At 68.7% G+C, this 24205-nt stretch carries 25 protein-coding genes; 8 read left to right on the top strand and 17 right to left on the bottom strand.

Features of this window, described 5'->3' with window-relative positions:
- Nucleotides 1–227: 227 nt before the first annotated feature.
- Entirely contained in the window at nucleotides 228–599 is a 372-nt protein-coding gene (locus tag AP428_RS36795) for a DUF4440 domain-containing protein (RefSeq protein WP_041489393.1), read from the top strand.
- A 45-nt stretch (nucleotides 600–644) separates the two neighbouring features.
- On the opposite strand, the gene AP428_RS20265 is transcribed toward AP428_RS36795, so the two are convergent.
- Complete coding sequence (locus AP428_RS20265) at nucleotides 645–878, bottom strand: AbrB/MazE/SpoVT family DNA-binding domain-containing protein (RefSeq protein ID WP_011547707.1); 234 nt, start codon at nucleotides 876–878, stop codon at nucleotides 645–647.
- Nucleotides 879–1028: 150 nt separating this feature from the next.
- Here AP428_RS20265 and AP428_RS20270 point away from each other — a divergent pair, with 150 nt between their 5' ends.
- A complete protein-coding gene (locus tag AP428_RS20270; protein WP_006485222.1) occupies nucleotides 1029–1802 on the top strand; it encodes an IclR family transcriptional regulator C-terminal domain-containing protein in 774 nt (257 codons plus the stop codon).
- A 15-nt stretch (nucleotides 1803–1817) separates the two neighbouring features.
- On the opposite strand, the gene AP428_RS20275 is transcribed toward AP428_RS20270, so the two are convergent.
- The 5 genes from AP428_RS20275 to AP428_RS20295 all read right to left on the bottom strand — a co-directional run bounded on the left by AP428_RS20275 (nucleotide 1818) and on the right by AP428_RS20295 (nucleotide 7909).
- Nucleotides 1818–4118, bottom strand: coding sequence for an ATP-dependent DNA helicase (locus tag AP428_RS20275; RefSeq protein ID WP_011547708.1), 2301 nt, complete (start codon nucleotides 4116–4118; stop codon nucleotides 1818–1820).
- Entirely contained in the window at nucleotides 4115–5809 is a 1695-nt protein-coding gene (locus AP428_RS20280; protein ID WP_011547709.1) for a VRR-NUC domain-containing protein, read from the bottom strand. The genes AP428_RS20275 and AP428_RS20280 overlap by 4 nt, the downstream gene beginning before the upstream one ends.
- Nucleotides 5810–5905: 96 nt before the next feature.
- On the bottom strand, nucleotides 5906–6787 hold the full coding sequence (locus AP428_RS20285) for a MipA/OmpV family protein (RefSeq protein WP_027808371.1): 882 nt from the start codon (nucleotides 6785–6787) through the stop codon (nucleotides 5906–5908).
- A gap of 202 nt (nucleotides 6788–6989) precedes the next feature.
- Complete coding sequence (locus AP428_RS20290) at nucleotides 6990–7301, bottom strand: hypothetical protein (RefSeq protein ID WP_006479035.1); 312 nt, start codon at nucleotides 7299–7301, stop codon at nucleotides 6990–6992.
- 308 nt (nucleotides 7302–7609) lie between these two features.
- Entirely contained in the window at nucleotides 7610–7909 is a 300-nt protein-coding gene (locus AP428_RS20295; protein WP_011547712.1) for a hypothetical protein, read from the bottom strand.
- A 139-nt stretch (nucleotides 7910–8048) separates the two neighbouring features.
- Between AP428_RS20295 and AP428_RS20300 the strand changes: the two genes are divergently transcribed.
- The 3 genes from AP428_RS20300 to AP428_RS20310 all read left to right on the top strand — a co-directional run bounded on the left by AP428_RS20300 (nucleotide 8049) and on the right by AP428_RS20310 (nucleotide 9663).
- On the top strand, nucleotides 8049–8297 hold the full coding sequence (locus AP428_RS20300) for a hypothetical protein (RefSeq protein WP_011547713.1): 249 nt from the start codon (nucleotides 8049–8051) through the stop codon (nucleotides 8295–8297).
- Between the two features lie 335 nt (nucleotides 8298–8632).
- A complete protein-coding gene (locus tag AP428_RS20305; RefSeq protein WP_011547715.1) occupies nucleotides 8633–9064 on the top strand; it encodes a CBS domain-containing protein in 432 nt (143 codons plus the stop codon).
- A gap of 107 nt (nucleotides 9065–9171) precedes the next feature.
- Nucleotides 9172–9663, top strand: coding sequence for a PRC-barrel domain-containing protein (locus AP428_RS20310; protein WP_011547716.1), 492 nt, complete (start codon nucleotides 9172–9174; stop codon nucleotides 9661–9663).
- Nucleotides 9664–9685: 22 nt separating this feature from the next.
- Here AP428_RS20310 and AP428_RS20315 read toward each other — a convergent pair whose 3' ends face one another.
- The 4 genes from AP428_RS20315 to AP428_RS20330 form a co-directional block, all read right to left on the bottom strand.
- Nucleotides 9686–10324, bottom strand: coding sequence for a DUF4142 domain-containing protein (locus tag AP428_RS20315; RefSeq protein WP_054928353.1), 639 nt, complete (start codon nucleotides 10322–10324; stop codon nucleotides 9686–9688).
- A gap of 49 nt (nucleotides 10325–10373) precedes the next feature.
- Nucleotides 10374–10919, bottom strand: coding sequence for a hypothetical protein (locus AP428_RS20320; RefSeq protein WP_054928354.1), 546 nt, complete (start codon nucleotides 10917–10919; stop codon nucleotides 10374–10376).
- Nucleotides 10920–10998: 79 nt separating this feature from the next.
- Nucleotides 10999–11409 (bottom strand): BON domain-containing protein, encoded by a 411-nt coding sequence (locus AP428_RS20325; RefSeq protein WP_054928355.1) that lies wholly within the window; start codon nucleotides 11407–11409, stop codon nucleotides 10999–11001.
- Nucleotides 11410–11466: 57 nt separating this feature from the next.
- Nucleotides 11467–13467 carry an ATP-binding protein gene (locus tag AP428_RS20330; protein WP_054928356.1) on the bottom strand — a complete coding sequence of 667 codons (2001 nt, stop codon included), beginning with the start codon at nucleotides 13465–13467 and terminating at the stop codon, nucleotides 11467–11469.
- 395 nt (nucleotides 13468–13862) lie between these two features.
- Between AP428_RS20330 and AP428_RS20335 the strand changes: the two genes are divergently transcribed.
- Nucleotides 13863–14903, top strand: a complete 1041-nt coding sequence (locus tag AP428_RS20335; protein ID WP_011547720.1) for a sigma-54-dependent Fis family transcriptional regulator — start codon at nucleotides 13863–13865, stop codon at nucleotides 14901–14903.
- Nucleotides 14904–14946: 43 nt separating this feature from the next.
- On the opposite strand, the gene AP428_RS20340 is transcribed toward AP428_RS20335, so the two are convergent.
- Entirely contained in the window at nucleotides 14947–16746 is a 1800-nt protein-coding gene (locus AP428_RS20340) for a methyl-accepting chemotaxis protein (RefSeq protein WP_011547721.1), read from the bottom strand.
- A 201-nt stretch (nucleotides 16747–16947) separates the two neighbouring features.
- Entirely contained in the window at nucleotides 16948–17202 is a 255-nt protein-coding gene (locus tag AP428_RS20345; protein WP_011694735.1) for a DUF3562 domain-containing protein, read from the bottom strand.
- Between the two features lie 555 nt (nucleotides 17203–17757).
- Here AP428_RS20345 and AP428_RS20350 point away from each other — a divergent pair.
- Together AP428_RS20350 and AP428_RS37690 are read left to right on the top strand one after the other, a co-directional pair.
- Nucleotides 17758–18192, top strand: coding sequence for a hypothetical protein (locus AP428_RS20350; RefSeq protein ID WP_011547723.1), 435 nt, complete (start codon nucleotides 17758–17760; stop codon nucleotides 18190–18192).
- Between the two features lie 71 nt (nucleotides 18193–18263).
- Entirely contained in the window at nucleotides 18264–18386 is a 123-nt protein-coding gene (locus AP428_RS37690; protein WP_256858174.1) for a hypothetical protein, read from the top strand.
- A gap of 282 nt (nucleotides 18387–18668) precedes the next feature.
- Here the strand turns inward: AP428_RS37690 and AP428_RS20355 are convergent, their stop codons facing one another.
- The 5 genes from AP428_RS20355 to AP428_RS20375 form a co-directional block, all read right to left on the bottom strand.
- On the bottom strand, nucleotides 18669–19604 hold the full coding sequence (locus AP428_RS20355) for a universal stress protein (RefSeq protein ID WP_011547724.1): 936 nt from the start codon (nucleotides 19602–19604) through the stop codon (nucleotides 18669–18671).
- 216 nt (nucleotides 19605–19820) lie between these two features.
- Entirely contained in the window at nucleotides 19821–21203 is a 1383-nt protein-coding gene (locus tag AP428_RS20360) for an amino acid permease (protein ID WP_011547725.1), read from the bottom strand.
- A 444-nt stretch (nucleotides 21204–21647) separates the two neighbouring features.
- Nucleotides 21648–22673, bottom strand: coding sequence for a DedA family protein/thiosulfate sulfurtransferase GlpE (locus tag AP428_RS20365; RefSeq protein ID WP_027808355.1), 1026 nt, complete (start codon nucleotides 22671–22673; stop codon nucleotides 21648–21650).
- Between the two features lie 185 nt (nucleotides 22674–22858).
- Nucleotides 22859–23365 carry a cupin domain-containing protein gene (locus AP428_RS20370; protein WP_011547728.1) on the bottom strand — a complete coding sequence of 169 codons (507 nt, stop codon included), beginning with the start codon at nucleotides 23363–23365 and terminating at the stop codon, nucleotides 22859–22861.
- Nucleotides 23366–23700: 335 nt separating this feature from the next.
- Nucleotides 23701–24171, bottom strand: a complete 471-nt coding sequence (locus tag AP428_RS20375; protein WP_011547729.1) for a universal stress protein — start codon at nucleotides 24169–24171, stop codon at nucleotides 23701–23703.
- Nucleotides 24172–24205: the final 34 nt, after the last annotated feature.

Here is a 24205-nt window from a genome sequence, read left to right on the forward strand (position 1 = left end):
CTGCGTGCTGCTTCACGCCTCTTCCCCGCAGTCAGCGCCAGCCCGACGATGCGTCATCGGGACGTCTACTCCCGCGCCCTGCCGGCATTTTCCCGCTCACGGCATAACCAGGATTCAGACCTGTCCAATTGCCCAAGCATGAGCCCGGCCATAGGCTGCCTTCCTGACCCCGGCGGATAGCGCCAAAAAACCGCGCACCCGCGCTCCAGCAGGACAATGCACCGCCTATGGAACCCCGATTCACCCTGGCGCAGATGCGCGACGTCTGGATCGACGCGTATCGTCACGCCGATGTCGGACAGCTCGATTTCGTCGCAAACCCGAACTTCTTTGTCCTGCACGAAGCTCACATTCGCACGAAAGCGCAATTTCTTGCGCGAATGCGCGTCGTAGCGGCCGAACGTGCATCGAACAGATCCGGTATCGCAGATCGGGACGAAACCATGCAAATCGTTACGCGCGGACAACGGGCGACGATAACGGGCATCGGGACGGTACGAATCAACCAGGCAATCGATTCCCGCTTCGATTTCGTCGAGCAGTGGTGCGTGATCGACGCGCGATGGCGCATTGCCTCGCTCCGCCACGAACACAAGTAAGCTGGACCGCGCCGCGGCTGCGTCCCGGCGCTTGAACGAGTCGACTCAATCCGACTCGTTTGCGTCGTTCCGCCTGAACCTGAAATCGCCTGGCAGCTTGCCTCTGAAACGCCTCAACGGCAGGAGAATTGCTTCGGGGCTCGCGTTGCGGCTCTCAGCCAAAGCACCTGCACGGTAAACGACGATTTCGACTTCGTCGCCTTCACGCAGCCCCCACTCATCGACCAGACCGGCCGGAAGGCGCACGGCCAGACTATTCCCCCACTTCGCAACCCGCATACGACCTCCTTGAATAGATGTCGTCGACTCTATATCTGCCGCTATCCAGCGGACAAGGATGGCGGATCGACCGATTTCCCGTTACCCCACCACTCGCGCGATAATCGCCCACTCCTGCGCGAACACCGCGCATCTACCCGCGCGCCGCCCATGACGAAAAAGCCCGACCTCGACCGACGCGACTGGATTGCCGGCCTCGAAAAAGGCCTGATGATCCTGGAGGCATTCGACAGCCAGCACGCGCGCATGACGCCTACGCAGGCCGCCGCACGCACCGGCCTCACGCGCACCGCCGCGCGGCGCTACCTGCTGACGCTGGAATCGCTCGGCTACGTGTACACCGACGGCAAGCTGTACGGCCTCACGCCGCGCGTGCTGCGGGTCGGCTGGTCGTACTTCGATTCGGCACGGCTGCCGCGCACGGTCCAGCCTTATCTCCAGCAACTGAGCGCATCGCTGAACGAATCGGCGTACGTCAGCGTGCTCGACGGCTGGGAGCTCGTGTTCATCGCCCGCAACGGCGTGTCGCGCGTGATGACGACGGGCTTCGTGCTCGGCGCGCGCGTGCCGGCGCCATTGACGTCGCCCGGCGTCGTGCTGCTCGCCCATCATCCCGATCGCGAAGCCGTGCGCGCGTGGCTCGACGAGACCGAGCTGCCGCCGTTCACGCCGCACACGATCACCAACAAGGCGCGGCTGCTCGAACAGGTCGACCAGGCGCGCGACGCCGGCTACGCGGCGATCGAGCAGCAATTGCAGGTCGGCGTACGCGGGATCGCGGTGCCGCTGAAGAACCGTCACGGCGAAGTCGTCGCCGCGCTCAGCACGAACATGCCGATCGGCGCGGAGACGACCGACGCGGCCGTGCGGCGCGTGCTGCCGCATCTGCAGGAAGCCGCGCTCGCGATGCTCAACGTGCTGTAGCGACCGGCGCCGGCGTCACCCGATCCGCCACCACCGCGGCAGCAGATTGCGCACTTCGCGCCGTCGGTAACGGTCGTCGATCAGATGCACGACGCCTTCGTCGTGCTCGGTGCGGATCACGCGCCCGGCCGCCTGCACGACCTTCTGCAGCCCCGGATACAGGTACATGTAGTCGTAACCGTTGCCGAAGCGAGCTTCCATCGCGCGCCGCATCTGCTCGTTGATGTCGTTGACCTGCGGCAGCCCGAGCGTCGCGATGAACGCGCCGATCAGCCGCTCGCCCACCAGATCGACGCCTTCCGAGAAGGCCCCGCCCAGCACCGCGAAGCCCACGCCGCGTCCACTGGCGTCGAAGCGTGCGAGAAACGCGTCGCGTTCGCTTTCGGCCATGCCGGGCGCCTGCGCCCACACGGGAACGTCCGGATGGCGCGTCTGCATCAGCGCGACCACGCGCCCCAGGTAGTCGAAGCTGCTCAGGAAGCCGAGATAGTTCCCGGGCCGTGCCGCGTATTGCGCGGCGATCAGGTCGGCGATCGGCTCGAGCGAGCGATCGCGGTCGCGCCAGCGTGTCGACACGTGGCTTGCCACGCGCACCGTCAGTTGCTCGGCGCGAAACGGCCCGTCGACGTCGAGCCAGCCCGTGTCGCCGGGCAGCCCCAGCGTGTCGCGGTAGAAATGGAACGGGCTCAGCGTGCCCGAGAACAGCACGGTCGCCCGCGCGGCTTCGTAGCGCGGCGCGAGGAAACCGGCCGGGATCACGTTGCGCACGCACAGCGCCGACTGGACGCGACGCCGGCGGCCGGCCGTCGCGACGCCGTCGAGTACTGGCTGGCGCGGCATCGGTTCGCCATGCAGCGTCGCGTCGAAGATCGATGCGCTGTCGAATGCTTCGGCCAGCATGCCGAACTGGATCGCCTCGAAATGAAAGCGCAGCAGCGCGTCGCCGTTCGCGCGCGGTGCGTCGGTCAGGTGTTCGCCGATCGCCGCAACGAGGTTTTGCACGGCCGACACGATCGGGCCCGGCACCTCGGGATAGGCCGCATAGCGCTCGGCCTGCGCGCGATTGAGCGTGCCCCACGCGCGGGCGAGCCGGTCGAACGCCTTGCGCAGCGCGGCAGGCGCGGCTTCGCGCGCAGCCGCGAACGCGAACGGATCGAGCGACGCGCTGTACATCTTGCGCGCGCGGTCGAGCAGGTTGTGCGCTTCGTCGACGAGCACGCCGACCCGCCACTGATTCTGCTGCGCGAGCGTGTGCAGCATCGCGCTGCCGTCGTAGTAGTAGTTGTAGTCGCCGATCATCATGTCCGACCAGCGTGCAAGCTCCTGCGCCAGGTAATACGGACAGACGTCGTGCGCGAGCGCCGCGGTGCGTACGGTATCGCGATCGAGCAGCCCCGCCTCGATCGCCGCATGGCGCGCGGCCGGCAGCCGGTCGTAGAAGCCTTTCGCGAGCGGGCACGATTCGCCGTGGCACGCGAGGTCCGGATGCTCGCACGCCTTGTCGCGCGCGACGAGTTCCAGCACGCGCAGCGGCAGCGCGGGCGTGCCGGCGCCGAGGGTCGTCGCCGCTTCGAGCGCGAGCGCGCGGCCAGGCGTTTTCGCGGTGAGGAAGAACACATGGTCGAGCTCACCCTCGCCGCATGCCTTCAGCAGCGGAAACACGGTGCCGAGCGTCTTGCCGATGCCGGTCGGCGCCTGCGCCATCAGGCACTGCTCGTCGCGCGCCGCGCGATAGACGGCCACCGCCAGCTCGCGCTGGCCGCTGCGGAACTGCCCGTGCGGAAACGCGAGCGCACGCAGCGCCGCGTCGCGGGCGGCGCGATGGGCCGTCTCGCGTTCGGCCCAGCCGACGAAGCATGCGCACTGTTCGGCGAAGAACGTCGCGAGCGTGCCGGCATCCAGCGTTTCCGTCAGCACGGTCTCGCGCTCGGACACGATGTCGAAATACACGAGCGCGACGTTGATTTCCTTGAGGTCGCGCGCATCGCACATCAGGTGCGCATAGACCTTCGCCTGCGCCCAGTGCAGCGCGCGATGGTTGGCCGGCATCGCGTCGAGACTGCCGCGATAGGTCTTGATTTCCTCGAGCCGGTTCGCCACGGGATCGTAGCCGTCCGCGCGGCCGCGCACGGTGAGCGTGCCCCACGTGCCGGTCAGCGCGATCTCGGTTTCGTAGCGTGCGCCACGCTTCGACGTGACCGCGCCGTGGCCGGCGATGCCTTCGAGCGCGGTCGGCGCGGGCGTGAAGCGCAGGTCGAGATCGCCGCGCCGCGCGGTGAACTCGCACATCGCCCGCACCGCGACGACGTAGCTCATGCGGACAGCCCCGCCGCTTCGGCGTGCGCCACGCCCTCACTGGCCCACTCGACGTCGACGACGCGCACCGGCATGCGGTGGGCGATACAGTAGGCGAGCCAGCGCGTCTGGTTGTCCTGCAGCCGGTCGCCGGGGCCCTTCACCTCGATCAGCTCGTAGCGGCGCTCGTCGGGCCAGAAGCGGACGAGATCGGGCAAGCCGGAGCGGTTGCTGCGGATATCCGCGAGCAGGCGCGTGAACCACAGCCGCAAGTGCTCGGGCGGCAGGCACGCGAGCGCTTCGTCGAGCAGCGCGTCGGTCAGCACGCCCCAGAACACGAACGGCGACTGCAGCCCGGCCTTCGTCGCGAAATGCCGGCGAATCGTGTCGCGGTATGCGCCCGAATCGAGCTGCGCGAAGCAGGCGTCGAAGGCCGCCGCGCGGCGCACCGCGAAATCGGGGGCGTGCAGGTCGGCCGGGCCGCGCTGGAACGGATGGAAGAATGCGCCGGGCACGGCCGCGAACACGGGCTCCCAGCACAGCAACCCGAACAGCGAATTGATCAGCGTGTTTTCGACGTAGTGAACCGGCGACGCCGGCTGCGCAAGATGGTCGCGTACCGCGAATTCGACGCTGACGGACACGTCGGGGCGGGCGAGCACGAGCGTCTCGCGCGGCACGGCCGCTGCAGCGGCCGCGCGTTCGACCCGCTGGCCGGCGCGGCGCTGCAGGCGCGGCAGCATGCGCTCGACCCGCTGCCGCTCCTCGTCGCTCTCGAAGCCGCCGCGCGCGTCGAGCGCCAGCGCGAGCGCGTCGCCGTCGCGCCCGCAGCGTTCGAGCACGCGGATGCGCCGGTGGCGGCTGCCGGGCCACGCGCTGCGCGTGTATGCGTCGAGCGCGGCGCACCAGTCGGCACGGCGCTCGCACGCCTGGCCGAGCGCGAACAGCAGCTTCGCGCGGCGCGTCGCGAGCCACGGCTGCGCGCAGTCGACTGCGTCCAGCGCGCGGATCAGGTCGTCGAACGGCAGATCGTCGGGCCACGCTTCGAGCGCGTCGCGGCACATCTGCAGCGCCAGATACGCGTCGACGTCGCCGCGCTGCTGGAACGCACGCGACGACGGCGCGATCGGCACGCTTTCGTACTGGAACACGCCGAGATCGGCGAGCACGAATTCGCTCCAGTCCTGATGCAGATTGCCGAAGAACATCAGCCGCAGCCGGTCGCACAGCGCGCCGACCGTCACGCGCAGCACGCGGTCGTCGGGCTGCGCGCACCAGGCGTCGAGCGGTTGCGCGACGTCGTGCGTGGGCCGCAGCCGCTCGAGCCAGTCGGCCTTGCGCTCGCCCGCATGCGCGGCGAGCGCCGGAAAGATGCGCAGCAGCTCGGCCTTGGTCGACAGCGCGAACAGCGCGTCGAGCGTGAGCGCCGGCGCCGGATCGACCCAGCCGAGCGCGACGAGCGGTGCGGCGGCATCGAGCGTGCAGCCGATCTCGTCGTACACGAGCTTGCTCGCGCGGAAATCGGACCCGTTGCGCATCAGCATCCGCACGAGCAGCGCGCGCGACGCCTGCGGCAGCGTCGCGAACTGCCGGACGAATGCATGCTCGTGCGCGTCGAACAGGTCGTCGTAACGCTCGCCGAGCCAAGCCAGCGCGCGTTCGAAATTGGTCAGGTAGTAAAACGCCGGAGGCGTCGGCGAGGCAGGCGTCACGGGGATCGATCACTGTACGTTTGTACAGGTCGGAATCATATCAAATATGACGGGCGATGCCGCGCGCGGCATCGCCCTTCCGCCGCCCGGCTCCGGTCAGAACTGGTAATTCACCGACATGTCGAACACGCCGTTGGTCGACTGCTGGGTGATCGGGCTGCGCGCGGCGCGGCCGACGAGCTGTTCGAGCGCGCCGTCCACCGTGACGAACCAGTGCTTGTTCACGAACCACACCATCGTCATGCCCACGCCGGCCGACTTGATCCCGGCCCCCGACGAATAGGCCGGCAGCCCCGAGCGTGCGGCGGCGCCCGGGTTCACGCCGAACCAGCTGTTCATGTAGCGGGAGTCGGCGAACGTCACGGTCGGCCCCGCGAACCAGAAGAAGTGCTCGTTGCTGCCGGGCATCGGCATGTACGCGGAGAAATCGCCGGTCCAGCCGTTCGACCCGCCGATGCTGCGCCGGACGTCCGCGCGCAGCACGAGCGGGAAATCCTTCGAGACCACGTAGTCGGCCGCGAGCTTCATCACGGGCGCCGCGTTGATGTTGTCGAGACCGTTCAGGTGGCCGAGATCGTCGGCCGACCGACGCCCGAGGTCATAGCCGACCGACAAACTCACGCGCCAGTTCGGCCCGCGCAGCACGTTCGCGCCGAGCCCCTCGCCGGTCGACAGGAAGAACAGGTCGCGATAGCGGATGTCGAAATTCGGGCCGCCCATCACGCGATAGCGGTCGGAGCCCGCATAGCGCGGCTGCAGCGTCATCGCGGCGCCGACGCTCACCTGCCAGGTCGGGATGTTCGGATCGAAGAGTTTCTGGAGCGGGACTCCCGCCGTGTATTGCCATTCGCCGAGCGGCGAAGGCGTCTGGGCCGACGCGTCGCGGGCGCCGGCGGCGGCGAGCGCCGCGAATGCCGAGAGGCTGGATACGAACCGGCGTGCGCCGGGTGACTGCAACAGGCGAGCAACAGTGGTCAAGGCGGTCTCCGTCGGCTGCACGAAACGAACCTGAGGGAAAGCGCGCCGCGCTTCACCGGCTGCAGCGGCAGGCAGCCAGCGGCGCGAACGTAGCATGCGCTGAATTAACGGACATCCTACGCGACGCGCGCACAGACGCAAAGCGCCCGTTGTGTACGGGCACTTTGCCGGAATCCGGCATGAGCCGGGGATGATTGCGAAATCAGAAACGCTCGACGTGATAGTCGCCGGCAAGCGCGGCCGGACTGCGCGTCGACATCATTCGCGAGAAGCCGTCGGCGAGCCGGCCGAGCGCGAGCTGCTTCTGGCTCGCGTCCCAGTGCGTGTAAGTGTCGTACGCGGCATCGTCGAACGAAACGGTGACGGCGACCGGGCGGCCGCTGGCGCGAAAACCGATCTGCAGCACGCCGCCCGGCAATTCCTCGATGTGATAGTGCAGCGAACGCGATTCGAAATAGCGGCCCAGTACCTGAGCGATCGCGCGCTTGTCTGGCGATTGCACGTGAATGTCCATGACGGTCCTCCTTTTCAGTGGTCGCGCGGCCGGTGGTGGCGCACTGCCCCCGCCCGGCATCCGCATCGGCGGCGGGTTCGACGGCGGGTCGCCCTGCGGCAAGCCGTCGGGCACGGGCGGATCGACCGGGTCGTCGTGCCCGGGCGGCGGCGGATCGGGGTCGACGTCGGGTGTCGTCGGTTCGGGGCGGTGCAGCATGGATGGCGTGTTCATGTCACTCCTGCGCGACGGCGCGCGCATCTCGATGGCGAAGCGAGCCCCCGCAAGCGCCGTGCCTGCTCCCGCGCCGTGAACCCCGGTCGCCCGGTTCAGACGTCGTAAGCCGCCATGACCAGCCACATCGTGCGCCCCTCGGCGCTCAGTTGCACGGCGAGCGCGAACGGATCGGACGGTTCGCATCGCGCGACGAGCGCCTGCTGCGCACGTTCGGGACCGTCGTAGACGGTGTCGTTCAGTTCGCGCACCTCGTCCTTGCCGTCGAACATGCGCCGCTCCGGCCGATAGACCAGCGATTCGCGCTTCCATGTGGCGAAACGCTCGCGTACGTGGCCGAAGTCGCCACCGCAGACGTTCGCGTCGTAACGTATCCTTTCCCTGGCTGCATTCATCGCGATGTCCTCTCGTCCATACCGGACGCGTGTGCGTCGTATCCGCATGCCCTGCCGGTTTCCGCCGGCTTGCAAGTGTCGTGCCGCGGATGCCGCAGGTACGCCGCTTGCGCCTTCTCATCGACAAGGAGGTTCGATCATGACCGCTCACGCCCCCGGCCGCCGCGACGCCGTGTCAGCGGCTGCCGGATTGCCCCGATTCGCCACGTCGCGTCCGCCGTCCGAAGACAAGACGGAGGAGCGCATCGACGAAGGGCTCGAGGAGACGTTCCCGGCCAGCGACCCGCCCGCCGTCGGCGGTGCGACGCGTATCGACCCCGCCAAGCCGTCCGGCGAGCACGAACGTCGCCCGCCGCACGTCCCTTCCCCGCCCCGCGATCACGGCTGACGGCGGCACCCGGCGCGCGGTGCAATGGCAGTGCGCGCGCCGGCCAGATCAGGAGGCAATCCGATGAAGGTCCTTGAACGCAGATGGCATGAAATCAGCGGTGCTGCCGGCGTCGCGGCGCTGGCCGCGATCGAAAGCGCGGTGGTGCTGGCGATCGTCACGATGACGGGCATCGGCCACTGACGTCCCGCGTCGACGCCGCAGCTGCCGCCGTGGAAGATGTACAAGCCGGCTGGCAAATTTCTCCGTCGCTAGGCAACTCAGGCCCGGCGTGTGCGCACCGCGCGCGGCACGCGGCCTGCTCCCGTATCGTCCCGATCACGAAGGAGGCGTTCATGTATCGCGTCAACGAGATCATGTCGCGCGACGTAGTGTGCGTCGCGCCGACCGACACGATTCGCCATGCGGCCGAATTGATGCAGCGCTTCGATATCGGCGTGCTGCCGGTTTGCGACGGCACCGAACTCGTCGCGATCGTGACCGATCGCGACCTCGCGGTGCGGGCGCTGTCGCACGGCCACTCGCCCGATACGCCCGTGCAGGCGGTCGCGTCCAGGCCCGTGCAGTGGTGCATCGAAGACGACGGCGTCGGCGACGTCCAGCAACGGATGGCCGACGTGCAGTTGCACCGTTTGCCGGTGCTCGATCGCAGTCTGAAGCTCGTCGGCATGGTGTCGCTCGGCGACATCGCGACGCGCGCGGGCGGCCCGGCGCGCGACGAGCTCGCCAATACGCTCGAGGACGTGTCGTTGCCGCGCCGCCGCTGACCGACTGGCGTCCCCCCATCATCCCGCGCGGCCTGTTGCCCCGACGAAATACGCGCGCAATGAATTTGCGCGCGGACCGGGTTGCCGCTTCGACCAGGAGGTTTTCGATGACAACGGACAAACCGTCGCGCATCGTCGGCGCGAATCCGCGCACGGCCGCAGGTGGGCCAGGCCCCGACGTGATGGCCGCCAGCACGTTCGAAGGCGATCGCGTGCTGACGATCGACGGCGACGATATCGGCAAGATCGCCAACATCATGCTGGACGTGCGCGCCGGGCGGATCGCGTATGCGGTGGTGTCGTCCGGCGGCCTGCTCGGGATCGGCGACAAGCTGCTCGCGGTGCCGTGGAATGCGCTCGTGCTCGATGCCGAGCGCCAATGCTTCGTGCTGCCCGTCGATACCGAACGGGTGCGCGAGGCGCCCGGCTTCGACAAAGGCCGGTGGCCGGCGATGGCCGACCCCGCGTGGGCCGAAGCACTGCATGCGTACTACGGCAGCTCGCCGTATTGGCTGATCGAGGAAGGCGAAACGGCGCTCGATTCGCCGCCGTACGAGGCGTCGCCGGGCGGCCCCGAAGACGGCACGCGGCACCACTGAAGCCTGCCGGCCGGAAGGCCGGTCACTGCGCGGCGGCCACCCTCTTCGCGAGTTGCCGCGCGGCGTTCAGGTGTGCGTTCAACACCGGCAGCGTGCGGGCCGCGAACGCGCGAAGCTGCGGGTCGCGGCCGTCTTTCGCCTCGGTTTCGTAAAGCCGGATCGCCGCTTCGTGCGCGGGCGGACCGGCCAGCGCCACGTACGCCGTATCGAACGCGCGCCCTTCCTTCGCTCGCAATGCCGTGACCGCCGGATCGACGAGCATCCGCGTCTGGACCGGCACGCCTTTCTGCGCACCGATGTGGCGCAATTCGTCCGCGATACGCGCGTGATCGTCGAGCATCCGGCGCGCGAAGGCCTTCACGTCCGCGTTCGACGAACGGTCGAGCGCGAGTTGGCTGGCCTGTCGCTCCACCTTGCCGATCATGCCGGCCTTGTCGACGAACTCGGCGTCGATGCCGATCGGCCGCTGCGTCAGGCCGGGCTCGTCGGCGGTGGGGCCGGGACGGATGACGCCCGGCGCGACCTGCGCGGACGAAGCGGGCGGCGCTTGCGCGTGCGAGAGCGCGAACGTCAGGACGCCGGCGGCGGCAGTCAGCGTGACGACCGCCACTGGCCGACGCCCGCCCCGCTTCATCCTCCGGATTGTTCGGTTTGTGCTCATCCGGGCCTCCGTGTCGTGCGACGGAGCGGGTCCTCGGTGCGGCTTGCCGTCACGCGGGACGATGGGCCGACGAGAAGAAATCGGTCCATGCGCCGTTGTCCCAAGCGCCCTCGGTGCGCTCCACCGACAGCGCGCCGGCGGCGAGCATCGTCCGCTCCGCGAACGCGATCGTGCGCCGCGTCACGTGCGCGGCCAGCACCACCCCGTTTTCGCATTGCTTCAGCGCGCCGTGCCCTTCCGGCGCATCGCCGCGCATCCGGCCGAGCGCGCCGCACAACGCGCCGACATAGCCGCCCACAAGCGGCACGCCGATCCACGCGAGCGGGGAATGCAGCCCGCCCAGATACAGCAGCGCGGCCCCGGCGAGCCCGACGATCGCGCCGATGGCCACGCCTTCCAGCGCACCGAGGCCGCCCGGCCGCGCGGCGGAGTCCGCATAGACGTCGCCGCCAAGCCAGAACAGTGCGTGCTGTCCGGGCGGATTGAGAAAGAAGACCTTCACGTCGTCCCGGTGCATGGCGTGGCCGCGCAATTGCTCCGCGCAGCGTTCCGCCTGTTCGAGCCGCGAGAAACGGCCCGCGATGATGGTGTCCATGTCGAACCTCCTGCCCGGTGACGCGCAGGGTCGCGGGCGCGCGACGCCCGATCGGCCCGGCGCTGGCCCGCGCATCACGTTACTTCCGGCGGATCTGCAGCTTGTCGCGCACGCCGCTCACGCCGCTGACGTCGTGCGCGACGCGGATCGCGGTCGCGCGTTGCCGTTCGTCGGGCACGTTGCCCGTCAGTTCGGCCACGCGGTCGCGCACCTGCACGTCGACGTCGCCGGAGGCCAGGCCGCGTTCGGCGACGAGCGCGGCCCTGACACGGGACGCGAGCGTCGCATCGCGGATCTGGCCCCCGACGGCCGACGCCTGGCTCGCGAGCTTCGCACGCGTGCCCTCCTCGGCCCATGCGTAGCGGGGTGTCGCGATCCATGCACACGACAGCATCAGTATGCTCGCGATCGGCACGGCCGGCGTCCTGCGTCGCGTGCGCGCCGGCTTGCCGCCGGTGCGGTCGTGCCGCGTGTTTTCCGTTGCGTCCATCGTGCCTCCTTTTTCGTATGCGATCGACCCGCCGCCGCGCCGTATGGATACGGCTGGCTACCGCTCGCGCGGCTTCCCGTCTGCCGTGTCTCCCGTGTCGCCCGCGTCATCCGGTACGACGTCGACGATCACGCTCGCGAGCGTCGGCATGTCGACCGGCTTGCACAGATACGCATCGAACCCCGCGGCCATCACCCGGCGCCGGTCGGCCTTGCCGGCGTGCGCGGTCACCGCGACGACCGGCAGATGTCCGCCGCCGTTCGGCAAGCGCCGGATCCGGTCCAGCAGCCAGTAACCGTCGCCGTCCGGCATCGCGAGATCCGACAGCACGACGCTCGGCGGCTGCCGCTCCACCGCTTCGAGCGCATCGTGCCCCGACCGCGCGGTCGATACCTGTGCGCCCATCGTTTCGAGCGCCGCCGCGAGGCTGGTCCGGGACGTTGCGTCGTCGTCGACCACCAGCACGCGCTGGCCGTCGAGCGCGACCGTGTCGGACGCGCCCTTCGCCCGCGACGGCTGCTCCGTCGGATCGTCGGCGTCCCAGCCGGCCGGCAGCGTCACCGTGACGGTCATGCCGCGCCCGGCGCCCGCGCTCGTCGCGACTACCTCGCCGCCGTGCAGCTGCGCGATGTTGCGCACGATCGACAGGCCGAGCCCCAAACCGCGCTTCGGCGACGTGAACGCGCCTTCCGGCCGGCTGAACGTGTCGAACAGGTGCGGCAGGTATTCCGGCGCGATGCCTTGCCCGGTGTCGGAGACGGACAGCCGCACGCGCTCGCCGGCGCGCGTCAGCGACACGTTGATGCGGCCGCCCGGCGGCGTGAACTTGATCGCGTTCGACAGCAGGTTCGACAGGACCTGGCGCAGGCGTTCGCCGTCCGCGGGAATCACGCAGGCCGGCATCGCGTATTCCGTCGACAGCACGAGCCCATTCGCCTCGGCGGTCGCGTCGAGTTCACGCGCGGCGTCGCGCACGATCCGCACGAGATCGACCGGTACTCGTTCGAGGCGCAGCCGGCCGGTCGCGAGGGACGAGGCGTCGAGCAGGTCGGCGACCATGTGCGACAGCGACCGCGCGCTGCGATCGATCGCGTCGACCGCCTGCTGCGCGAAGCCCTGCCCGTCGGCGTTGCGCAGTACCTCGACCCAGCCGTAGATCACGTTCAGCGGCGTGCGCAGCTCGTGCGACACCGTCGCCAGCAGCTCGTCCTTCAGCCGGTTCGACGCGTCGGCCTGCACGCGCGCGTCGCGGGCGCCGCGCAGCGAGCGAAGGTGGTGGCGTTCGTTGCGGCGGCGTTCGCCCGCTTCGCGCAGCGTCAGCGACAGGCCCGCGCAGTGGCCCTGCGCGTCGACGATCGGCGACGCGGCGAAGGTGGCGCGAAAACGGCCGCCGTTGGAGCGCACGCACAGTACGTCGAGCGGCCCGACCGGCGCGCGCAGGTCCGCGAACGACGCGGGCACCGCGTGCCGGCGCAACCAGCGCGGCGCGATCATCGTGACGATGTCGCGGCCGCTCGCCTGGGCCGTATCGATGCCGAAGATGCTGGCCGCGGCCGGATTCCAGCTGGTGATCCTGCGCGCGGCATCGGTCCCGACGATTGCATCGGGCGACGCGTCGACCACCCGGCGCAGCAGCCCGTCGCCGGAGAGGCTCGCGACGGACGACGGCTCGCGGTGCGACGGGTACGGATCGCTATCGTCGTCGCCGATGTCCCGCAATCGATCATTCGCGAGCAGCGGCTTCACGGTCGCCACCAGCACGCATTCGACGAAGCCGATCGCGACGAACGCGCCGGCTTGCGCCAACAGCGTCGCCAGCGGCGCGTCGCGCCACCACAATGCGCCGATCACGCCGACACTGGCGGCGGTCGCGGCGAGGCCGCCGCCGAACGACGTCAGCCATGCGGCGGCCGCCACACCTGCGTAAAAAGGCAGCGGCGCAAAGGGCGCGTGCTCGCCGACAGCCCGAATCGCCCACGCCTGCAGCGCGGTCGCGAGCCCGACGGCCAGTACGACCCATGCACCTTGCCGGAACACCTCACGGGTCAGAGTCGTCATTGCATCCTTGCATCGCGCCGGCTGTCGTCGTGCGGAGGCATGCCCCCTGTCGGCCATGCGGCGTGCCGTCGAACGCGCCGGGCGAGCGTGAAAACGCCAGCAAACAACGTACCTGATGGCGCTCGCACCTCACGGTCGCGGCAATGGCCGCTGGGCGCTGCGCCCGCACTGGCTGCGTGGTGGATCGTCTCCCTCGCGTCCCCGCGCCGTCGCACGCCGCCGTAATGTGTGGCCGGCCGCTTTTTTCATCGGGTTTCTGTAAAAAAGCGCCGGTTCCGACGCGGACGTGGCGTCACGGCACGGCCTGCAAAAAAGTGATCGCCCGTTTCTTTCGTTCACGCTGCGCACATTGGAAATTTCTATTCGGCGGCACCTTCGCGGTCGTTTCGCTGTCGATGATAAATATTGCAATCAACGGAACGTGTGATGCCGTTTTTCAAAACGGCCCGCGAACGCCTATGGGTGAATCCGCCAACCGGACGAAGCAGCGTGCAGACGGTCGCCGGCTGTCCGGCCGGTCCGCCGCGATGCGCACGCTGCTCGGCCGTATCGAGAAAATCGCGCCGACCCGCGCGAGCGTGATGATTGCCGGCGAAAGCGGGGTCGGCAAGGATATCGTCGCGCGTCGGCTGCATGATCTGAGCGCGCGGCGTGACGGCCCGTTCGTGCCGATGAACTGCGGCGCGATTCCGGCCGAGCTTGCCGAGGCGCAACTGTTCGGGCACGAAAAAGGCAGCTTTACCGGCGCGATCACGCAGCGTGAAGGTTTCTTCGAAGCCGCGCGCGGCGGCACGCTGCTGCTCGACGAAATCGCGGAAATGCCGGCGGCGCTGCAGGTGAAGCTGCTGCGGGCGATCGAGTCGAACACGATCGTGCGCGTGGGCGGCACCGAGCCGATTCCGATCGACGTGCGGTTCGTCTCGGCCACTCGCCACAATCCCGCCGAGGCGGTGCGCGACGGCCGGCTGCGCGAGGACCTGTTCTACCGGCTCGCCGCGTTCGCGATCTACGTGCCGCCGCTGCGCCAGCGCGACGGCGACGTCGAGACGATCGCGCAGGAATTCGTCGACACGCTGAATGCGCGACATCGCGCGCACAAGCGGCTGACCGACGCGGCGATCGCCGCATTGCGCACGTATTCGTGGCCCGGCAACGTGCGCGAACTGCACAACACGATCGAGCGCGCGTACATCCTGGCGGACGAAGGCATCGACGTCGCGCTGCCGAAGCAGGCGCTGCCGGCAGCCGAGAGCACGTCGGAAGGCGCGATGGCGCTGCCGGTCGGTGCGACGCTGCACCATGCGCAGCAACGCTTCATCGCGGAGACGCTGCGTCACTTCGACGGTAACAAGCCGCGCGCGGCTAAGGCGCTCGGCATCAGCCTGAAGACGCTCTACAACCGGCTCGCGCTGATGCGCGACCAGGACGATTCGTGAGCGGCGCGGCCCGCATGCCGCGGGCCGTCGGCCGCCAGTTGCGTCAGGCGACCTTGAACTGCCCGACCGTCGTCGCCAGCGCGTTCGCCTGCGACTGCAGCGCGGTGGCCGCCGCAGTCGACTGTTCGACGAGCGCTGCATTCTGCTGCACCATTTCGTCGAGCTGGCTGACCGCGCGGTTTACTTCCTGGATGCCGCGCGTCTGCTCGTTCGCCGCGTGCGTGATCTCGGAGATGATGGTCGTCACGTTGGACACGTTGGACACGATCTCGCGCATGGTGTCGCCGGCCTGGCGCACCTGCCCGGACCCGGCCGACACGCTCGCGACCGTCGATTCGACCAGCACCTTCACTTCGCGTGCGGCCTGCGCGCTGCGCTGCGCGAGGCTGCGCACTTCCTGCGCGACGACCGCGAAGCCGCGGCCCTGTTCGCCCGCGCGGGCGGCTTCCACGGCCGCGTTCAGCGCGAGGATGTTGGTCTGGAACGCGATCCCGTCGATCACGCCGATGATGTCGCCGATCCGGCCCGACGCTTCCTCGATCTTCCCCATCGTCGCGACCACGTCCGACACGACCACGCCGCCGTGCGACGCGATCCGCGACGCGGCCGCCGCACGTTCGTCGGCCTGGCCGGCGGCCGCCGCCGACTGACCGACGGTCGCGGTGATCTCTTCCATCGACGCGGCCGTTTCCTCGAGGCTCGCCGCCGCCGACTCGGTTCGCGACGACAGGTCCTGGTTGCCCGCCGCGATCTCGTTCGCGGCCGTGCGCACCGATTCGCTGGCGTCGCGGATCTGGCGCATCACGTCGTTCAGCTTGTCGATGAAACTGTTGAACGAGCGCGCGATGTCGGCGACTTCGTCGCGGCCGTCGGCCGGCAGGCGCCGCGTCAGGTCGCCGGCACCCGAGCCGATCGCGGCCATCGCCTGGCGCACCTGCGACAGGCGGCGGAACGCGGTCGCGGTGATCGCGCCGATGATCAGCGACGCCACGCCGACGATCACGATGAGCGTGATCAGCGATGCGGTCAGCAGCGAACGCATCCCGGCCGTCGCTTCGGTCTTGTCGAGCAGCACCAGCGCGTACCAGTCGGTACCCGGCACGGGTTTCGCGCGCACCAGCTTCGCGTCGCCGCCGACGCCGACCTCGACCGGCGCATTCGCCGCCGCGATCGAGGCCACGCCCAGCGAGCCGAGTTCGGGCGAGACGTCGGCGACCGGCTTCAGCGTGAGCTTGGCGTCCGGGTGCGCGACGACGTGGCCACTGCTGTCGACCAGCATCCCGAAGCTCGTCGGCGTCGGGCGGATCGACTTCACGTTGGCGATCACGCTGTCCATCGACAGGTCCGCGGCGACCACCCCCTTCAGCGCGCCGTCGCGCAGGATCGGCACCGCGAACGTGACGACGAGGTTGCCCGTGCCGGCATCGACGTACGGCGGCGTGACGACCGGCTTGCCGGCCTGCGCGGCCTGCTTGTACCACGGGCGGCCGGTCGGGTCGTAATCGGGCGGGATGCCGGTCGGGTCGGAGAAGTGGAACGCCTTGTCGGCGTAGCCCGCATAGACGTTCGTGAAGCCGCCGGCCGCGGCCATCTGCTTGAACACGGGCAGCGGATCGGGCGTCAGCGCGGCGTCCTGCAGCGACGCGATCATCCGGCTGCGGGTGGCGACCCAGTCGGCGATCCCGACCACGTGGCCGCTGGCGACCGAGGTCAGGTTGCGGTCGATCGCGTCGTCGTTGTACGAGCGTGCGATGAAATAGTTGATCAGGGTCGACGCGACCAGCGCGAATACGACGATGGCGACGCACGCGGCGAGGATGCGGGCGCGAATGGACGAGAACATGGCAACGACTCGGTAAGGGAGCGGGAACGCCCGGTGGACGAATTCACCGGGTAAACGGCAAATCGCACCGCTTACTTGAGGTCGTTGTGACAATTCAATGAAACGTATGACGAAACGCGTCGACGCCTGTCGGCGAATCGTCAGGATGGCCGGATTCGATGGACGGGCGGCGCGCCGGTCTCGGCGCCCGGCTCCCCTCCGCTACAACCGATGGCTCGGACGCGGATCGTCGTCCGCAGGTGCCGCGTCGGCCCGGGTATCGCGGTCGAAGTCGTCCTTCCGGCGCATCCGCTCGCGCAGATTCCGGATCGCGAACACGTGGATGTAGTCGTGCACGCGCGCACCGGACGACAGCGCGCGCACTTCGTCGTCGAGCATTGCACGCAGCTGATCCGCGCCGATCGCGCGCTGTTCGGCGGCTTCCTTGAGTGAATCGAGCAAATTGTCCTTGGACATCGACGAACTCCTGACGGTCGAGGAACGAAAAGATGACGGTACTGGAAGCTTAAAGACTGGATAGACGGGCGGCGTACGATGCGCCGACGCGTGTTTGCGCGCGATCAACGGCACATTGCGTGCCGCCGCGCCGGTTCGTTGCCAAACTGGCCGTACCGAACCGGCCGCGCGGGGTTCGCGATGCACATGGCCCGCGAACGAAACTGAAAGCCCTGCCACGCCACCCCGGGCGCGGCACTGGCGACGGGCGGCGGATGGAACGCCGGGCGACGCCGATGCAGAAGCGAACTTAGACCGGCCGAAATCACGCGTCAAGCGGCGCCCGCCGCGTGCCGTTCATTCATGGGGGACGAACGCGCCGGACCGGCCGGCCGCCGCGCGTGTCAGCGGATTCCGATACGCGTCGCGCAATTTCCTGACAGCGACTTCAGCGCGCGCCGCTTGGCAGCGCGCCCTCGCCACACGATACTGATCACATGAACCAGGCGTTCATACCGGAACATCGCTCAGTCGGCCATCGAGCCGGCACGCGGGGTCCGGCGCAGGAGACCAACCATGGCACATCGCAACTTACCGGGCCGGGACGGCCAGCGGCGCGCGTCGGGCAACGCGCACGCCCTGCCCGCCCGGGCCGCGTCGGCTGGCAACCGTCCGTCCGACGATCTCGACACCCTGCTCGCGCTCGCACGCGAGGCCGGGTTGCTCGTCACGCTCGACGGGCAGATCGGCCGCGAAAAATACCAGAGCGTCGCGGGGTCCGTCCTCGCGTTGCAGCGGTTCGCCGCGGCGCTCTGCGCGCGACACGCGGCCGATGCGCCGGCCGGATCGGAGCTGCGTCGCAAGGCGCGCCCCGGCTGGCCGCATGCGAATCGTCTGCGTAGCCGCACGTGCAGCGCGTGCGCGCCGCTGCATGCCGTGCGTCCGCATGTGCGGGTACGACGCGGCGCGGGCCGTCGGCACGACCTGCGATCCATTCTTCGTACCCTCTGACCTCTGTCCCGTGCAATGGCTGCGTGCGCCACGGCGCGGCTGCCATACCGGCGCGCTGCGTGCACGCGTCCATGTTCGTCGCGATCCATATCGAAGCGAACGCGCGCGATGATGTGCCGCTCGACGCGGCCGCATTCAACCCCCTTGCTGCGGAAATGGATTCGACGGGGCCAGGCGGAAAGCGGACGGGGTGACTTGCACCCCGCCCGTCCTCCAAGGCAACCGTCGGTTGCCTACCCTCGTGCCAGAGAGTTCCCGGTCGGATGACGCGCCGTATAAACCCGTGGCGCGGCTCCTGAAATGATGTGACGGAAGCGAATGCGGCGGAAATGGCTACCCGCATGCAGGCGCGGGATCGTGTGCGAGCACGACAGACCCGCCGCGCCACCGGACGTTCCATCACTGTCTCACGCGATGCGCGTCGCGTTTCTGATGCAGGTCAATCCTGAGCCGCATCGATCGCAACGACGCGCGATTCACTCCACACCACGCACCAGCAGCACGGGCACCTGCGCGAGGTGCGCCACGCGTCGTGCGACGCTGCCGATCAACCAGGCGGCGATGCCGCGACGGCCATGCGTGCCGACCACCAGCAGCTCTGCCCGCCAGTGCACGGCATCGCGCATCAGCGCATGGGCCACGTCATCGCTGGTCGGATGCGTTTCGACGATGCCGCGCTTGGTCGGATTGCCCGTCGCGTGGAACAACGGGCCGATCTTCGCGAGCGCGTCCTCGCCCTCCGCGCGATACGCATCCTCGAGCGCGCGCACCGGCACGACATCGGTCAGACGAACCGCACGGTCGATCACGTACGCCGCATACAGCAACGTCCCCGGCGCGGCGAAGCCGAGGCCGACGCGCACCGCATGCAGCGACGGCTCGCTGCCGTCGACCGCGAACATCAGCCGCTGCAGCGTGCCGTCCGTCGGCCGTGCGTAGGTGCCGGGCACGATCAGCAGCGCGCAGCGCGCGCGTTTCGTCAGCGTGTCCGACATCGCGCCTTCGACGAGCCGCAACAGCCCGTGATGCGGATTTGCGCCGATCGCCAGCACGTCCGCGTGCCACGTCGACGTATCGTTCACCAGTGCGTCCACGACCGAGCCGCCCGTGACCGACGTATCGACGACCGCCTGTTCGACTTCGCTGCCGCTGTCGGCGAACAGCGCCGCGATTCGCGCGCAAGTGGCTTGCGCTTCGCGCATCATGTCCTCGCGCGCGGACGTCAGCAGCGCGTCGATGCGCGGAATGTCCGGCAACACGAGGCGCGGATTGTCGATCGCGCAAATGATGCGCAATCGCATGCCGGGGCGCAGCAGCGTGCGCACATAGCGCGCGGCGGTCAGCGATTCGGGCGTCGGGTCGACGGCCAGCGCGATCCGCGCGAGCGTCGGAATGGACTGGGCAGTCTGCATGGCGAAGATCTCCGTGCGTGCGCGTCGTCGCTGAACGACGACGGAAGCTTCGCGCGGCAGCGGCGCGCGGCGGCCGGACAGCCGCCGCGGTCGCGGGGATCGGGGGATGCCACGCGAAGCGCGGACAAGCAATGCGTTCGTTCAGCATAGGCCGTCCGGCCCGCGCATGCATGATCGCGATCAACGATCATGCGGCGCCCTGCCCGCTCCCTCCGTTTACGACTTCGTCGGCATCGACGCGGCCGGACGGTTCGCGTAGAACAGCGCGTACGCGATCCCGAGCAGCACGATCCACACCGGCCCGATCACGAGCGCGACGCGCGTATCGGGCGTGAACGCCATCAACACGACGACCAGCACGAGAAAGCCGAGCGCGACGAACGAACCGAGCGGATAGAACGGCACGCGAATCGGCAGGCGCGCGACCTTGTCGGCCGACAGCGTGCGGCGAAACCGCATCTGCGCGATCAGGATCACGCACCACGTCCAGATCGCGCCGAACGTCGACACCGACGTGAGCCACGTGAACACGTGCTGCGGCGCGAGATAGTTGAGCAACACGCCGATCAGCAGCAGCGCGACCGACACGGCCACGCCGTACACGGGCACGCCGCTGCGGTTCACGCGACCGAGCGCGGCCGGCGCCTGGCCCTGCTGCGCGAGGTTGTAGAGCATCCGCGCGGTGCTGAACAGGCCGCTGTTGCACGACGACAGCGCCGCGGTCAGCACGACGAAGTTGATGATGCCGGCGGCGGCCGGAATGCCGAGCCGCGAGAACGTCATCACGAACGGGCTGCCCTGCGTGCCGATCTGGTCCCACGGATAGAGCGACATGATCACGAACAGCGCACCGATGTAGAAAATCAGCACGCGCCAGAACACCGAGTTCACCGCCTTCGTCAGCGACTTCTCCGGGTTGCGCGCCTCGCCGGCCGTGAGGCCGAGCATCTCGACGCCGAGATACGCGAACATCACGATCGGGAGCGCGGCGATCACGCCGTTGATCCCGTTCGGCATGAAGCCGCCGTGCGACCAGAGGTTCGAGATGCCGGTCGCGACCCCGCCGTTGCCGATACCGAACGCGATCATCAGCCCGCCGCCGATGATCATCAGCACGATCGTGACGATCTTGATCAGCGCGAACCAGAATTCGAATTCGCCATACAGTTTGACCGCGATGAAGTTCACCGAGCCCATCGCGAGGAGCGCCGCGAGCGCCCAGATCCAGTTCGGCACGCCGGGGAACCACATGTGCATGTAGACGCCGACCGCCGTGATTTCCGCCATGCAGGTGACGATCCACACGAACCAGTAGGTCCAGCCGGTCAGGTAACCGGCGAGCGGGCCGAGGTAGTCGCGCGCATAGCGGCTGAAGGCGCCGGCGACCGGGTTGGTGATCGCCATCTCGCCGAGCGCGCGCATGATCAGGAAGATCGCGAGGCCGCCCAGCAGGTAGGTCAGCAGGATGGCCGGCCCGGCCGTGCGGATCGCGGTGGCCGAGCCGAGGAACAGGCCGACGCCGATCGTCGCGCCGAGCGCCATCAGGTTGATGTGCCGCTCTTCCAGCCCGCGGTGCAGCTGGTCTTCTGGTTGTTTCAAATCCGTCTCCTTGGCAGCCGCGAGCGGGCCGCCGTCATTGTATCGATGACCATGCGCGCCCGTTCATGCCGATTGTGGCAGCCGAAAACGAAATAATCGCCGCTGTCGATTTCCGAATAAGAAACGACACGGATACCGCGTCAATCCGGATGGAATTGCTGCGGATTATCCGACCTTTCCGGAACAATCCGGAAAAACGGATCGAGCCTTTCACCGAATACACCCGAGCGGCCCGCGCGACGCGGCTGTGCGCGTGACGAGCGGCAACGGGATTCATCGCTTTCGGCGCGAACGAACGCGCGTCGAATGTGCGCCATTTCGCGCACGCAATATGCAGGCGGGATTATAGGGAGGATCGGCGGTTTCACGCCAGGCGATTTTGGGAGAATCGCGGCGGGCGAAATGGGTGACCGGATTTAAATCCGCGTAAAACGGTGTGCGTATTTATTTCGACAACGTCGCCCGCACCGTATACTCGCCCTCCAGCCCGCCCTGCTCGGGCCGTACGAAATACCGCGACGAATCCAGATCGGCCGGCAGCGGCTCGACCGGATAGCCATGCTTTTCCCACGCATCGAGGCCGCCCTTCAGCGCCCGGATGTTGTGGATCATCTTCTTGCGCTGCATCTTCGCGATGAGCCGCTTCGCAGTCGCCTCGTTCGGACACACGCAATAGACGACGATCGGCCGCTTCAGCACTTCCGGGTCGAGCAGGTCCGGCGAATCGAGATCGACCGGCACCGCGCCGGCGATCCGGTACGGCTCGCGGTCGCGGATCGCCTTCGGCCGCGCATCGAAGATCAGCGGCGGTTCGTCGGACGTCATCATCTCGACGAGCTGCGGCGGCGAGATGCGCACCTGTGCGAGATAGCGGCGGAACTGTACGCGGCGCACCCAGCGGTACAGCAGGAACGTGATGAAGATCGCGAGGAACGCGTCGAGAATCGTGCCGCCGCTCGCGCGCACCCACAACACGAACTGGACGATCTGGTCGTGAATGGCCGCACCGCCGATCAGCCAGAACGCCGCCCACAGCGACGCGCCGGCCAGATCCCAGAACAGGAACACGCCGATGCCGATCGCGGTCGTGCCGAGCAGCGGCGCCGACACGAGGCCGAGACCCGGCAGGAATTTCGACAGCACGAGCAGCGGCGCGCCGTACCTTTCGAATACGTTACGCGCGAAGCGCAGCGTCGTGTCGAGCGACAGCGAGAAACGCACGAGGCCGTTCAGCAGGCGCCGGCCGCGCGTGCGGCCCATGAAGAACCACAGCGAATCGGCCAGCATCGTCGCACCGATCGCGGCCGCGAACATGCTGACCCAGGACGCCTGCCCCATCGCCGCCATCGTGCCGCCGAGAATCAGCATCGGCACGGCCGGCACCGGCACGCCGAGCTGCGTGATCAACACGCTCGCGAACACGGCCCACGGGCCGAGCGACGATGGAATAGCGATGGGAAAGTGCCACACGGCGGCGCTCCTGGAAGACATGCGGGCCGCGCGACAGGGCCGTCGGTACGGCAGCGCACCGGCCGCCGCGGCACGTCCGCGACCGACCGGTGCATCGTACGCATTCTAAACGGGTTTGACCTCGACCGCGCGGAACGCAAGCCGTCGGCACGGGCGTTGCACGCGGCGTGACGCGACTGTGACGGTCACACGTCGGAGCGTTGCGCGAGTTGCGCGACGTGCTCCGCGTAATCGGGAAACTCGGCCGCCAGCGCGGCCGCATCGGCCAGCTCGAATTCCGCGAACTCGAACCCGGGCGCAACCGTGCAGCCCACGAGCGCGACGTGCGCCGGCGACGCGCAGCGCGCACCGAACCAGCTTCCGGCCGGCACCACGGCCTGGAACACGGTGCCGGGATGCGTGAGCGGGTTGCCGAGCCGGTGGATCGTCAACCCGTCGCGCGCGTCGAGCACCCACACTTCGATCGGATCGCCCGCATAGAAATGCCAGACCTCGTCGGAGCGGATGCGGTGCCATGACGAATACGCGCCGTCGCACAGCAGGTAATAGATGGCGGTCGACGCGGCACGCGGCGCACCGTCGGCCGGACGCACGACCGAATCGGTCGCGCGGTAGGTTTCACGGAAATAGCCGCCTTCGGGATGCGGCTGCAGGTCGAACTGGCGAATCAGGTCGGTCGCGGAAATCGGCATGGCAAATGACGTCGGTAAGGTGGGAAACCGGCATCCGGCGGATCGCCCGATCTCGATTCAGGCGACCGGGTGCCGCCGGATGTCCGTGCGTCGATCGCCGCGGCCATGCGCGCGGCGAACAAGCGGACACCGGCCGATGCTGCCAGAACTGCGTGCCCGGATGCAACCGTCGACGCGCAATCGCATGCAGGCGAGCGTCTCGTCGGCGCCCGCCGCGCCGTGCTGGACGACGCGACGGCGCAGCACGCCCGCTCACGCAGACATCCGGGATGCCGCGCGGCATCCTGTCGACTGCGGGCCCTCGTGCCGCAGCGGCGGCCGCCGTACGCCGTCGCTTACGCGGTCGCCGACGCGCCCGGCTCGCCGTGCCGCACCAGCAGCACCGGCCGGTCGGCCGCACGCAGCAGCGATTCCGCCACGCTGCCGAGCAACAGCCTGCGCAGGCCGTGCCGCCCGCTCGTACCCATCACGATCAGGTCGGCGTCGGCTTCGGCCGCCGTGCGCATCAGTACCGTCGCGATGTCCTCGCCGTACGCGTCGAGCGCACGCACCGTGCCCCGCACATGCTGCTGCGCGAGCACCGCTTTCGCGTGGTCGAGCACCGGCGTCGCGGCATCGGTCGCGGCGACATCGCCATCGCGCTCGGCGGCGAAGCCGGCGTCAACGTCGACGAGCTGCGGCCGATGTTCGACGACGTACGCACAGGTCACTTCGCCGCCGGACGCCGTCGCGATCCGGATCGCCTCGTTCAGCGCGAGACGCGCGCTCGGGCTGCCGTCGAGCCCGACGAAAATCCGCTTGTACATGGTCCGTCCCTCCGACCGGGCGCGCGTCGCGCCC

It is taken from the genome of Burkholderia sp. E168m22, from assembly GCF_001319805.1.
Classification (GTDB): Bacteria; Pseudomonadota; Gammaproteobacteria; order Burkholderiales; family Burkholderiaceae; genus Burkholderia; species Burkholderia orbicola.